At 68.0% G+C, this 13,681-nt stretch carries 7 protein-coding genes and 1 tRNA gene; 4 read left to right on the top strand and 4 right to left on the bottom strand.

Annotated features, from left to right (window positions below; translation table 11 throughout):
* Window positions 1–13 precede the first annotated feature (13 nt).
* The 4 genes from glpK (at window position 14) to AC069T_RS18685 (ending at window position 10,776) form a co-directional block, all read left to right on the top strand.
* Window positions 14–1,531: a glycerol kinase GlpK gene (gene glpK, locus AC069T_RS18700; protein WP_478783783.1), complete on the top strand. Its 1,518-nt coding sequence runs from the start codon at window positions 14–16 to the stop codon at window positions 1,529–1,531.
* 232 nt (window positions 1,532–1,763) lie between these two features.
* Window positions 1,764–2,633, top strand: coding sequence for an alpha/beta fold hydrolase (locus AC069T_RS18695; RefSeq protein ID WP_478783782.1), 870 nt, complete (start codon window positions 1,764–1,766; stop codon window positions 2,631–2,633).
* Window positions 2,634–2,659: 26 nt separating this feature from the next.
* Window positions 2,660–5,758: a caspase family protein gene (locus tag AC069T_RS18690; RefSeq protein ID WP_478783781.1), complete on the top strand. Its 3,099-nt coding sequence runs from the start codon at window positions 2,660–2,662 to the stop codon at window positions 5,756–5,758.
* Window positions 5,759–5,790: 32 nt separating this feature from the next.
* Window positions 5,791–10,776: a hypothetical protein gene (locus AC069T_RS18685; RefSeq protein ID WP_478783780.1), complete on the top strand. Its 4,986-nt coding sequence runs from the start codon at window positions 5,791–5,793 to the stop codon at window positions 10,774–10,776.
* Window positions 10,777–10,979: 203 nt separating this feature from the next.
* Here the strand turns inward: AC069T_RS18685 and AC069T_RS18680 are convergent.
* The 4 genes from AC069T_RS18680 to AC069T_RS18665 all read right to left on the bottom strand — a co-directional run bounded on the left by AC069T_RS18680 (window position 10,980) and on the right by AC069T_RS18665 (window position 13,524).
* A tRNA-Pro gene (locus AC069T_RS18680) sits at window positions 10,980–11,053 on the bottom strand.
* A gap of 79 nt (window positions 11,054–11,132) precedes the next feature.
* The gene (locus tag AC069T_RS18675) at window positions 11,133–11,900 is read right to left on the bottom strand and encodes an NPP1 family protein (RefSeq protein ID WP_478783779.1); all 768 of its coding nucleotides are present in this window, start codon (window positions 11,898–11,900) and stop codon (window positions 11,133–11,135) included.
* Window positions 11,901–12,080: 180 nt separating this feature from the next.
* Window positions 12,081–12,257 carry a hypothetical protein gene (locus AC069T_RS18670; RefSeq protein WP_478783778.1) on the bottom strand — a complete coding sequence of 59 codons (177 nt, stop codon included), beginning with the start codon at window positions 12,255–12,257 and terminating at the stop codon, window positions 12,081–12,083.
* 70 nt (window positions 12,258–12,327) lie between these two features.
* A complete protein-coding gene (locus AC069T_RS18665; protein ID WP_478783777.1) occupies window positions 12,328–13,524 on the bottom strand; it encodes a serine hydrolase domain-containing protein in 1,197 nt (398 codons plus the stop codon).
* Window positions 13,525–13,681: the final 157 nt, after the last annotated feature.

The raw sequence follows: 13,681 nt of genomic DNA, 5'->3' as shown, positions 1-13,681 counted from the left end.
GAGGCGTATTCCCATGGCGGACTTCGTGGGCGCGGTGGACCAAGGGACCACCAGCACCCGTTTCATGATCTTCGACCACGCCGGCAACGAGGTGGCGAAGCACCAACTCGAGCACGCCCAGATCATGCCGCGCTCCGGCTGGGTCGAACACGATCCGGTGGAGATCTGGGAGCGCACCAACTCGGTGATGCAGAACGCCATGCGGCACGGGAACCTGTCCCCGACCGACCTGGCGGCGATCGGCATCACCAATCAGCGCGAGACCACGGTGGTCTGGGACCCGCGCAACGGCCGTCCCTACTACAACGCCATCGTCTGGCAGGACACCCGCACCGACTCCATCGCCGCGGCGCTGGAACGCTCGGGGCAGGGCGACGTCATCCGCCGCAAGGCGGGGCTGCCGCCGGCGACCTACTTCTCCGGCGGCAAGATCCAGTGGATCCTGGAGAACGTCGACGGGGTCCGTGAGGCGGCCGAGCAGGGCCACGCCCTCTTCGGCAACACGGACGCCTGGGTCCTGTGGAACCTGACGGGCGGTCCCGACGGCGGTATCCACGCCACCGACGTGACCAACGCCAGCCGCACCATGCTGATGGACCTGGAGACCCTCGACTGGGACGACGAGCTGCTGGGCTTCTTCAACATCCCCCGGGCCATGCTGCCCGCCATCAGCCCCTCGTCCCACCGGGAGGCGTTCGGGGTGACCCGGACCTCCCGGCCGCTGCGCGCCCCGATTCCCATCACGGGCGTGCTCGGCGACCAGCAGGCGGCCACCGTCGGACAGGTCTGCTACGCGCCCGGCGAGGCCAAGAACACCTACGGCACCGGCAACTTCCTGGTGCTCAACACCGGTACGGAACTGGTCCGTTCCCAGCACGGCCTGCTCACGACCGTGGCGTACCAGTTCGGCGACAGCCCGGCGATCTACGCCCTGGAGGGCTCGATCGCGGTCACCGGGTCCGCCGTGCAGTGGCTGCGCGACCAGATGAAGATCATCAATGACGCGGCCGAGAGCGAGACCCTGGCGAAGACGGTCGAGGACAACGGCGGCATCTACTTCGTGCCCGCGTTCTCGGGTCTCTTCGCCCCGTACTGGCGCTCGGACGCGCGCGGCGCGATCGTCGGCCTCGCCCGGTACAACGACGGCGGCCACCTGGCCCGGGCCACGCTGGAGTCCATCTGCTACCAGAGCCGCGACGTCGTGGAGGCGATGGAGCAGGACTCCGGGGTCCACCTCGACGTGCTGAAGGTCGACGGCGGCGTGACCGCCAACGACCTGTGCATGCAGATCCAGGCCGATGTCCTCGGCGTACCGGTCAGCCGTCCCGTCGTCGCCGAGACGACGGCGCTCGGCGCCGCCTACGCGGCCGGGCTGGCCACCGGCTTCTGGCGCGACACCGACGAACTGCGCACCCACTGGCAGGAGTCCAAGCGCTGGGAGCCCCAGTGGTCCGAAGACCGGCGCGCGGAGGGTTACGCGGGCTGGAAGCGGGCGGTGGAGCGCACGCTCGACTGGGCGAAGGTCGAGTAGCCGGGCCCGGCGGCGCAACGGCCGGAGGCCGTACCGGATGTTCCGGTACGGCCTCCGGCCACGACGTTCGCACACCGAGCACGGCGTCATCAAATCCACGGCGATGGAGACAACCAAGCCTTCGACACGCCCAGTTGAACATGCGTAGCGACTATCCCCTTCCCGGAAATACGGCATGATAGTGACTCAGGTCTTCAGGGTTGGCACGTCGGCCGAGGCACGAGGGGGCACAGTGTCGCGTGTAGTCATCTGCCACGGCATCGGTTACCAGTACAAACACGCCGAGACGATGGTGACCGAATGGTACGAAGCCTTGCGGGTCGGCATGATGGACGCCGCGTACCCGGTGCCGGACGCGGGGGATGTGTCCGGCGTGTACTACGGCAGTTGCTTCCGCAGCCGAAGCGTCAAGGGCGGCGGCGTGGACGACGAGTTGGAGGACATCCCGGCGTTCCAAATCGGTGACGTGCGCGACGCGCTCGAGCTGGAGCTGCTGGAAGCGTTCGCCGAAGGTACCGATGCTCCGCTGCCCGGCGACAAGGGACTCGGTCAGATTGCCCTACGCCGACTGGAGCGGTACGAGGGGCTCGGAAAGCCGATGAGCCGCACCGTCATCTGGATGATCCGCCAGATACGACGCTACCTGGACGCCTCCGACACCGTGCGGGCGTGCGCACAGCAGCGCTTCGAACGAGTCGTCACCCCGGATACCAGGGTCGTCATCGGCCACTCGTTGGGTTCCGTCGTCGCCTACGAGACCCTCCGCGCCCACCCCGAGTGGAACGTGCACACCTTCATCAGCATCGGCTCCCCCCTGGGCCTGCGCGCGGTCCAGGACCGCTTGCTGCCGGCGCCGCCCTCCAAGGGCAACGCGTTTCCCCCGGTCGCCCGCTGGGTCAACGTGGCCGCCAAGGACGACCCCATCGCACTCGTGAAGCACCTCGCGCCCGCGTTCGGCGACGTCGACGACCGACCCGTCGTCAATCTGCCCTGGCACAAGCCCGGCAAGTACTTCTTCGGCAGCCATTCCGTGCTCCGCTACCTCACGACCGAAGAGGTGGCCGAGGCCGTCGCGACCGCGCTGTTAGCCACCGAGCGGTGACGACGGCGTCGTACCCCGGTGGCAGCTTGACGGACCTCGTCCGGGTGGCACTCGTCTCCGGCACCAGTTGCTTCGGAGACGGGTTCGAGCCACTGCCGCGCGTGCCGGACGAACTTCGGATGATGCGGGCCGTCCTGGCGGAGGCCGGGTTCACGATCCACCACGGCTCACGGACCGATCCCGAAATCAGCGACCTCGTGAGTAGCTTCGAGCAGGCACTGGACGGCGACGACGGCACACCCCCCGACGTCCTGCTCTTCTACTACTCGGGACACGGCATCGACTTCGGTAACGGGGACATCCTTCTCGCCGCTCACGACAGCAAGGAGGCCGAGCGGTCGAGCATGCTGGACGTCGCCCAGCTCATGTCGCTCATCATCCCGGGCGGGAAGGCCCGGCCGCGCGAAGTGGTCATCCTGTTCGACGCCTGCCGATCCGGCCTGGCGATCAACCGGTTGGGCGAGGAGGCGCGCAAGCAGATCGACAAAGGTGCCGACCTTCCTCTGCTCACTCTGATCAGCTCCACGGACCGGATCACGGATGCGCAGCAGATGCACTTCGCCGACTCCTTCGCTGCCGCCCTGCGCAACACACGCGCCAGCCATGATGACGAACACCTCGACGCTTACAAACTCTTCGCGGAGCTGAAAGTCCGCATGGAGAAGGGGTCCGAGAATCCCAAGGATCCCCAATTGCCCGGCCTGGTGCCCCCTCAGGAGGAGATCCGCGCCTTCCCCAATCCGCGTTACAAGCCACTTCGTCGCGTACGGCGGCCACCCGAGGCAAACAACGACAGCGGATGGGCCTTCTGCGGACGTGCCGAAGCCGTGCGAGACATCGCCTCCTATCTGGACGAGGCGCCGCCGTCACACCCTGGAGCACCGCTTGTGGTCACCGGACGGCCGGGCTCGGGGAAGTCCGTCCTGCTCTCTTGGATCCACACCTCGTCCTCCTCGGAGCGGCCGCTGCCCGTCGGGACACCGGCGCCTGCCGCCGCGCCCGGCGGATGCGTCGACGTGCTCATGGACGTCCGCGGCAAGAGTGTGGACGCCGTGGTGTACGACCTGGCCGACCTCTACGAGACCGATCAGGAAGACTGCGTCGGCCTGGTGGAGACCCTCGGCGACCGAGGACTGCGCCTGATTTTCGACTCGGTGGACGCGAGCCAAGAGCCCGAGCTCCTCTACAGCACACTGCTGGCACCCCTGGCCGCACAACCGCGGACCCGGGTCGTGATTGCCACCAGTGAGATACCGGAAGGCTTCGACGGCCAGCTCGTCGACCTTGACACGGACGCGTACTTTCGCAAGGCCGACGTCGTCGGGCTGGTCGAGCACGTGCTCAGGAACCGTAAAGGCACCAGATGGTCGGCCACGAGCGCCCAGTCAATACGTGACATCGCGCTCGCCACGGCCTCGGCGGCCGACCGGTCCTGGCTCCGCGCCTACCTCTTCGCCGTCGACACAAGCACCCAAGACCCAGCGACCGCCAGGGTCCAGGCCGAGCGGTCGAACGCCGACCTGTTCTTGGACGCTCTCGACCAACTCAGCCACGCACGGAGCGACGACGATCCCAGGTGGGCCCGGGAGATGCTCCTCCCGGTGGCACTGGCCCAAGGCGACGGACTCCCGGCCGACGGGCGACTGTGGGCCGCGGTGGTCCGTGCGTCCGGCAGACCCGGAGCGGGCCCCGCGGCCATCGCCGACGTGTGCAGAGCGGCGAGAGACTACCTTGATCTGCTGGAGGACGGCATGAACGGTCACGGATGGAGGCTCAAGCACCCGCCGACCGCCGACTACCTGACCGAGTCGGCCGACGCGGGCAGGTACCACGCGTTGTTCGTCGCCGCGATGACCGAACAACTCGCCGTGCTGCCGTCCGGACAGCGCAACTGGTCCGGCGCCGACCAGTACACCCGCGAGCACCTTCCTCACCATGCGCGGCTGGCAGGCATCCTGGACGAGTTCCTGGACGATCCGGAATTCCTGCTCGCAATGGACAGCGAAACGCTGTACCGAGCCCTCGGTCTCCTCCAGGAATCCACCAAGGACAGGGTGGCCAACGTCCGGTCCCTCTGCTGGGAGTTGATGGGGGCGCGCTGGCGGCCCGACGGACACACCCTGGCGCGGCTTGCTCTGCACGCCCAGGTACGAGCCTTGGACGAACTCGCCCGACGTGCCCGTGAGTACGCCTCGGGCTGGCAGGCCGTGGCCGTGGACTGCCGCCCGACTTATCTGCGTCCGAAAGCGAATGATCGTGACGTCCCGGAGGACCGGAGCATCAAGACGGTCCACTGTCTTCCCGACGGCGGCGAGCTGGCGCTGACCGGGAGCACCATCTTCCACCGGCCGGGAGGCGCCGACGACACCGCCTGGACCGTGTTCAACCCGGACAACGTGCCGAGCCGCAGCCGCGGCGTCCGACCACGGATCACCACATCCTCGGTCATCGACCACGCAGGGCAGCCCGCGCTGTTCGCGGGGGAGATCACGGGCGGGGCGTGGGTTGCGCTCTTGAACCGCATGGGCCAGGAGATCGCGCCACTGGATCTCAATTGTCCCCTGCACACTTGCGTCAAAGTCGGACAGGCCCTGCTGATCGCCGGAAGCGAGGGGTGGCAGTGGCGGAGCGGGGGCGTCACCGGGAAGCGTGTCGACAAGCCGGGACTGCGACTGGGCGGAGCCACGGCAGCGACGACAGCTGGCGGAGTCCGGGTGGCGGCGCGCACGGCCTCGCAGGTGGTCGTGTGGCGCAATGACGGCGAACGCCTGCACACCTTCGAACCGCCACAGAGCCGCGGTCTGATGAAGATCGCTTCCAACGCTGACGGCATCTACACGGGAGCCGGCGACGGGTCTGTCTGGTGGTCGGACTGGAACGGCCGCACCCACCGGTGGATCACGGACCACGGCAGCGGCATCAGCGAACTGCGACTGTGCACTGTGGGTGACACGCAGGTGCTGGTCAGCGCGGGTGTCCACGGCGACATCCAGTTGTCGTCCGACACCGATGCCAACCGAGCCCGCCACTTCGACATCGGGCTCGACGTCCACTCGGTGGACTTGCACCACGACGGCCAGATCGTCGCCGGAACCGTGGAGGGTCTGATCCGCATCACGCCATGAACGGCACGCACACGGGCAATCGAGGAGTCGGCGTGAGCCATGAGAACCTGATCTCGTCCAACGTCGACAGGGAATCGTCCCTGATACATGAACTGCACATGGCACTTCATGCGCTGGCCACGGACCTTGTGAGTCCAACGGTCGACCGGTTCCGCGTCGAGTCCCGGCTCCGCACGGTCATCGACCTCGGGCAGAGGGCCCTGGACAGAAAGATCCCCCTCCCCCGACGCCCCTTCAGCTTCTCGGAAGAGAGAACCCCAATCGGCCCCGGCGCACTCCTTTTCGAGTACGCGGGGGGTGGGGCCACGCACTTGAGCGGCCTTCTCGGCGAGCTCGACACAGAGTTGCTGGCCGAGCTCGACCAACTAGTGACCCGAGCCGACCGTGTGGCGACCGACAGCGACGACGCGATCAGGCCGACGCCTGCGGGCGGGGTGCCCCTTCTGCTGGCACCGGTTGACGACTGGTACGTCATCGCCGTTGCGGACATCGTGCTCGATCCCCGCAGCGGCGCCCTGCCCTGGTCGCCGCTCCCCGACCCCGCCGCGATCGACCGGGGTCTGCATGCGGCACGGCCCCTCGTGGCGGCCGTGGGCAACAAGCTCTCCACCGAGGCCCACCCCCGTGTCGACGCCACGTACGTCCTCAGTCCCTCCACCGTCGCCCCGGACTCCGCCCCGGCTGCCGTCGCCCTGGCCTGGATCGCCGCAGAGGGCGGTCTCCCGGACCTCGGCACTCTGGGTGTACTCGTCCTTGCGGGCATCTCGCAGGACGGTGACTGGCTGCCGCCGGCTGTGATCGAACAGGTGAAGGTGGCTGCCGCCGAGACGGGGCTCGACCTCCTGTGGCGCGACACCGGCGGCTGGCAGTTGCACCGGGGCGGCACGGTCGAGTCCGACTCAGAGCCCACCCTGCTCGGAGCCGCCCGCCTGCTCTGGGGAGAGCAGTGGCACGCCGCGGTGGAGCGGCGGGCGTCGCAGGCTCTCGACGAGGAGGAGTGGCGCATTCTGCACTCGACCGCCGCAGGCGACTCCGCGCCAGGGTGGGGTGGACCCGCCGACGAAACCCTGGTCGATTTCGAGCAGTCCTCCTTCCTCTTCAAGCGGTATCATCAGCGGCCCTTGTCGCGGGTGATCCAGTCCGGGCCACCCAACAGCGGAAAGACGGTGTGTGCCCAGCAGGTGGTGCGGAAGTTGGAGGCCGCCGGCTGGCAGGCCCTCGTACTGTCCCCCGACCGTCGTCAACTGCCCTCGGACGGCGACCTGCTGCCCGTCGTCCGCGCCGCGCTCACCGCCGCCGGCGTCGGCCACACGCGCCGGAAGGTGCTCGTGGTCCTGGAGGACCTGCACGCCTTGGAGGACGGCAACATCGGCGAGGCTCTGGAGTGTCTGGGCGAGCTCAAGGTGGGCGTGCTCGCACTGACCCGGTACGTCGACGGGGCCACCAACCGATGGGAAAACCACGGGGTGACCGCCTACGTCACCCTGGTTCCGTCCGGGGAGGTCCCCGACCTGGCCCGGCGCATGATCCGTCAGGCGCCCGGGAAGTATCGGGTCCGCGCCGACGACACCGCCGCCGTAGGCCTGGCCGTCGAAGCGTGCCACGGGGATCTCGGTCTGCTGACCGATCTGCTGTGTGAGGAGCCCGCCGACAAACCGGCCGCTGCGGGAGCTCTGCCGGACAGGGGTCTGGGGGCCGACCTCGTACGAGCACGGGCGCAGGCCGTCTGTGCGCCCCTCGACACCGACGTCCGCGCCTCGGTCTACCTCCTGGCCGCACTATCGTGGCTGGACGACGGAGTCCCGACCGCCCATATAGACGTGATCCCCGAGGGTACGCTTCAGGCTCTCGGCGTCGTCGTCCATAACGGGCTGGCCAAGATCCCCAGCACCGTCCGAGCCGAGGCGGTGATTACCTCCGCCAGCCGCGATGGGCTGGCAGCTTTCCCCGCCCAGCTCGAACCATACGTGCTGGATCTCCTCCGGAGCGACAACCAGTTGCGGCTCAACGCACTGCTGCGTAAGTGCGCCGCCTACGCACCAGAACGGCTTGCGCTGCTGCTGAAACTCACTTCGGTGCGCGAGGCGATCACGGCCTGGACGGCCGAAACTCACCCGCGCGCAGCCCTGTCGGTGCTGCGGCTGTGCCGGCGCCACAGTGACGCCGACTGGACCGCCGCCGCACTTCCGGCGGTGCTCCAACGCCTCAAGAGCCTTGACGATCTGACGGTCCGCGATCTCACGATCGGGCTCACGGCGCTGTGGGATGACGAGTTCCGACTGCCGCGGAACGTTCTGGCGGACCTCGTCGCGTGGGTCGGCACACCGCAGGGTGGTCTGGACACGGTCCTCAGCCGGCCCTCCAGCCTCACGGACCGGTACCGCCTCATCAGCGCTCTGCTCAAGCTAGCGGGTGAAGGCACCACCCCGACGGCGACGATCTGCGACTGGTTCGAGCAACGCACAGACAGCCTCGTCCGTGATGCCGATCCCGCAAACTACAGGGACCTGATCGCCGTACGGCGCATGGACGATCTGATCTTCACCAAGTCACGGCAGGCCCGGGAGGACAATGCCGCGTCGGCGCTGCGCCCCCTCTTCAAGCCCGCACAGTTCCTCATACTGTCCAGTCCCACCAAGGACAGGTCCCTTGCCGCCATCCTTTCCTGGATCTCGCTGCGCCTGCACTTCGACGGCACGGGCGACTGGGACCAGATCATCGAGCAGTACAAGTCGCAGCTCCAGGCTGCTCTGGCACACTCGGACGCCATCCAGATAAGCCAGGCCCTGTTCGACCTGGCGCAAAGCAACCGCGGGCTCTGCAACCGACTGCTCAATCACCTCAAGTTCGGGCGCACCCTGGTTCCCGTGGTCAAGGCGGCGCCGCCCGCCGAGGCGGCCATCCTCCTCTCGACAGTTCGAAACATCCACGGCGGCACGCTGCGGACGCTCCTGTACCAGGAGAACCGGAACGGTGACCTGATCGCCGATGCCGGGCTCGCCCGCGAACTGGCCAAGACCGTCCGCAGTTTCGAGGATGCGCGGGGCGCCGGCATGCTGCTCAGCGCTGTGAGTCGTGTGGACGATCTCTACTGCGACACCAAGGAGCGATTCAGCTACCGTCTCGCCTCTGAGATCGGTCAGGAGTTCGTCAAGAACGTCATGCGGCGGGAGCGCCGACCCGCCATCGTCTACCACCTGCTGCGCGGACTGTGGGAAGCCGGCGCGGACTACAGGCAGTCCATCGAGGAGGGTGCGCTGGGGCTCGTCGTCTCCAGCATCCACGCGCAACGCGGCACGGCCCGCCCTTGGGGTCCGCGCATGGCCATGCTCCTGATCCAGGACGACTACTTCGGTCAGCACTTCCTCCACGAGCTGGCGCAGCGACTGGACAGGAAGGTGCTGTGCGACCGGATGTCCCAGGTCGGGCTCGACCCCGAGAGCATGGTGCACACCCACCGTCTGGGGCTCGCGCTCGTACCCGACATCGGCGTGGACTACGCCCAACGGCTCGAACTGGACAAGGCCGTGCACGCTCCGCTGCTGAGCAGTGCGAGCAACGTGGCACAGAAACTCCATGTGATGGCCGACACCTTGCGGGCCGGCGGCCGGGCCGAGGCAACCGAGCTGGTACTCCGCTACTTCAAGGAACAGCACCCCCACTGGAACTGGGCCGAGCGGCTTCAAGTCGGCCGCAGCATCGGCGCCTTCACGACCGCACTCGGGCAGCTCCGCACCCTGGATCCGGGCGCAGCGGCCATGGCCGTGAACATCCTGAGTCAGCCGCACGGCGGACAGGACCTCTCCCATCTGCGGGAACTTGTTCTCCGCAGCGTCGTGCATCCGCCGCTCACCGCCGAGCTGCTGAGCGAGGCTGAGCGCTGCAAACCGGGACTGGGCAAGGCGGAACTCGAAGCCCTACGGAACGAACGAAGGCGCTGGCGGACGCTCGTCGAAGCCTTCAAGTTCGAGCAGAACCCAATGGTCCAGGGCAACGTAGGACGCGCCCTGGCCCGGCTCGGGGTGACCAATCGCACCGAGGAGACCGAGTGGATGCACACCTTGGTCACTACACGGTGGGAGTCCACCATGCATCTCTTCGCCAGTCCGCGTGCGGTCAATGAGATGCTGACGCTCGCCCACATGTGGGAACCGCAGTGGGGCGAGCAACTGGCCGCCAGCGTCAATGTCAATCGGCTGATCAATCGGTTTCGTCTGAGTCTCCGGTCGGATCTGCAAGAGGTTCCCGGTCTGCTGCAAGCTTTGTGGCTGACCGGTGGGACTGATGCGTTCGACGAGATCCTCGGCCATGTACTCGGATTGCACATCGACGTCCTGGCAAATGCGCTGGGACTTCATCAAGCGAGCAGGCTACTGAAGGTGACCCAGGTCGCGAACAGATCCGCAGACTCTCTGGCCCAGGCGGTGGGACGGCTCGTCGAGCAGGTGGCAGGTCGCCACCTGGTAGTGGACGCAGAGGCACACTGGACCGGCATAGGGTGGGCGGCCCAGGCACTACACGAGTGCCACGGCCAGCGCTTTCTCCCAGACGTGGTCCCGGCGCTGCAGCCCAACACCGTGGCACATCCGGCCGCAGTGGCCTGGGCATCCGTGTGGTTGCCACGCACGGATTGGTCGGCCGACATGGTCGCGGAAGCCGTGGGCTCCTACGAGAGGTCCGGCGCCCAACAGTGGCATCCCCAGGAGACCTGCCGGGCCCTGATCGCTGCTGCGCGAGCCGGCTTGCTTCCGACCACCGGCCCGCTCGCCGTCCATTGGCATGCGGCCACTGAGGCGAGCCCCGAACTCATCACGCTGCTGGCCCGCGAAGCGACCCAATCTCCCGTCCTGCGCGACCACTTCGCGAGTCCACAAATTGCTCGGCGCATGTGGGACATGATCGGCGGGTCCGCGCTGTCCCACCATCTCTGCGAAGCCGAACTGCGGGCCGCCGTGGAGCGGCTCTGCCCCCAACCACCGGCCTCCAACTCCAACGCAAACGTCGGGCTCGGCCTGTAGTACTCGGCGACTCTCCCTCATCGTCCCTGGCGGCAGCTGTACGAACCCGCTCTCGCACTCCTGCCGGTCCAGGACGGGGCGATGCGGCCCGTGCCTAGTGCGCTTCGTCCTGTGAAGTGTGCTGGTCCTCCCGTAGTCCCAAAAACGGAAGGGGCCGTTTCAGATTTCCCTGAAACGGCCCCTTGACCTGCGACTTCGTAAAGTCGGGACGACAGGATTTGAACCTGCGACCCCTTGACCCCCAGTCAAGTGCGCTACCAAGCTGCGCCACGTCCCGCCGCGTCCCGTGGTGGCCCACGTGATCGCGCAGGTGAACCCTACCGCACGCGCACGGCCGGTCTCGCCGCGCGTGCTCGTCAGGCGTTGGGGTCGAAGGCGATGCCGGCCGGCTTGGCCTTTTCGAGGTGCGCGTTGAAGTTGCCGTCCTTGAGGCCGAAGACGGCGCTGCCCCAGTTGGCCTGGCTCAGCTTGTCGCGGAGACCGACGGGGTAGCCGTTCCAGCCGACGAGGCTCGGGAAGCGCCAGGCGTGGGAGTGGTTCTCCGGCGGCTCGTCGTTGGAGTTGGCCGGGCGGAAGCAGTGCGTGCGCACGCCGTCCTTGTGGTAGACGACCTTGGGGTGGGTGCCGTCCCACCGGATCCGGTCGCGGCCGTAGACGCTGAAGCCGCCGTGCGCGGAGGTGGAGACGTACTGGGCCTGGTTGTTCTGCACCCACACCACGACGTGCTCCCAGTCGTGACGGTGCCCGCCGAGGCTGCTGCCGGCCAGGGCCTGGTCCTTCTCGAAGTAGAGGCCGTACATGATCGCGCACCACCCGTTGTTGCACTTCTCGCGCGCGTAGCCGTTGGTGTTGTCGAGGTCCCAGGAGTCGCGGCACTGCCCGTTCAGGGCACCGGACGGGTTGAGACCGGGGTTCAGGGTCCCGTCGGGACCGATGGCCGGCGTCGGGTAGCAGCCGTCCGTGTCGTAGTCGAAGGCCGGCTGGAACGTCTGCTCCAGTCCGTCCGCGTTGGCCGGCAGGGCCGTGGGCGGATCGGCGAGCGCGCTGCCCGGGAGGGCGACGACCAGCGCGAGCGCGCTGCCGAGGATCACCGAGACTCGGCGGGTGCGTGAGTTCTTCTTCACTACGTCCTCCTGGTCGACCGCGGTGGGGGCGGATCGGGCGGCGCATTGACATGCCCGGATCAGCTTTCCGGGCCGTCGCCGAAAGCACCAGAGGCGGCAGGTGTCGGAGTGATGAAGGATCAACCGGAGTCGGGAGAAAGCGGGTTGGTGAGGCGCGCGGTCACACGGCCGCGCGCGGCATCACCAGCCGTGCGCAGCCTCACCGGCCGCGCGCAGCCTGACCGGCATGCTCGGCGTGACCGGCTTGCGCAGCGTGACCGGCTTGCTCGGCGTGACCGGCTTGCGCAGCGTGACCGGCTTGCTCGGCGTGACCGGCTTGCGCAGCGTGACCGGCTTGCTCGGCGAGCGGCTGGACAACTCCCGCCGCCCGGTCGCCCGCGCAGGACCGGGCAGCGTCAGCGGGCAGCGGGCAGCGGGCAGCGGGCGCTCAACGCAAGGGGACCGGACGGTCGTAGACGTTCTTCGGCGTCGCGATCTCGGTGACCGCCCGGGCGACGAGCGAGGACGGCTCCTGCTCTCCGACGAGGATGTCGGTGTTGATCATCACCACCAGCGTGGCCTTCTTCGATGGCAGGTGGACGGTCACCGTCTCGTAGCCCGGGATGGAGCCGTTGTGCCCGATCCAGCCGCCGGACTTGAAGATGCCGAGGCCGTAGCTCGTCCCGGGGTCGCCGATCGGCAGCGTTCTGAGCCGTTGTGCCTGGGTCTTCGGGCTGAGCAGCTCGCCGGTGGCCACGATCTTCGCCCAGCGGCGCAGGTCGCGCAGGTCCGAGATCATCTGCCCGGCGGCCCAGGCCCAGCTGGGGTTCCAGTCCGTGGAGTCCTCCACCTCACCGCTCAGCGTCTGGTCGGTGTAGCCGCGCGCGTGCGGCGCGGGGAACTCGTGGTCCTCGGGGAACAGCGTGTGGCGCAGGTGGGCCGGCCGCAGGATCCGCTTCTCGATGAAGTCGCCGAGGCGGTGGCCGCTGACCTTCTCGATCACCAGGCCGAGGAGCACGAGATTGCTGTTGGAGTACTGGAACTCCGTCCCCGGTGCGGAGGTGTTGTCGTGCCGGTAGCCGTACGCGAGCAACTCCTCCGGGGTGAACGAACGGCTCGGGTCGCTCAGCAGGTCGTGTTCGAAGTCCGGGTCGGCGCTGTACGGGAACAGACCGCTGCGCATCTCGGCCAGATGCCTGAGGGTGATGTGGTCGCCGTTCGGCACGCCGTCGATGTACTCGGAGATCGGGTCGTCCAGTCCGATCCGGCCGTCGTCGACGAGTTCGAGCAGCGCGGTGACCGTGAAGGTCTTGGTCTCGCTGCCGATCCGGATGAACTGGCGGGTGCTCATCGGCTCGCCCGTCCCGGTGTCGGCGACTCCGGTCGCCCGGACGTAGTTCCCCTTGCCGGGCATCCACAGTCCGACGACGACCCCGGGGATGCCTGCCTCGCGGCGGACCTTCTCGACGGCCTTGTCCAGTCTGGCGGTTAGTTTGCGGCCGAGGCCGTCCGGCGGGGTCCTGTGCTTGTCGTGCCGGTCGACGGCCACGGCGTGACCGGCGGCGGGAATCGCCGTCATGGGCGCCAGGACGGACGCCACCAGCAGGGATGCGGCGAACAGGCGGCGGGAGGGGGTACGTCGCACGGGACTCCTCTTCCTGGTCAGGGGTTCGAGTGGCAACGTCACCATCCGCTCCCCGGGGTACACCCCTCGTCCAGTACGCGTTCCTCCGAGTCCACCCGTTCGGCGCCACGGGGGTCTCCGGACGGCCCGGGACAAGGCCGTACGCCCGGTCCCGTTC

Source organism: Streptomyces sp. NPDC043867 (assembly GCF_056435845.1).
Note: the sequence above shows the minus strand (reverse complement) of the source record. Positions and strands in the feature narration are given on the sequence as shown.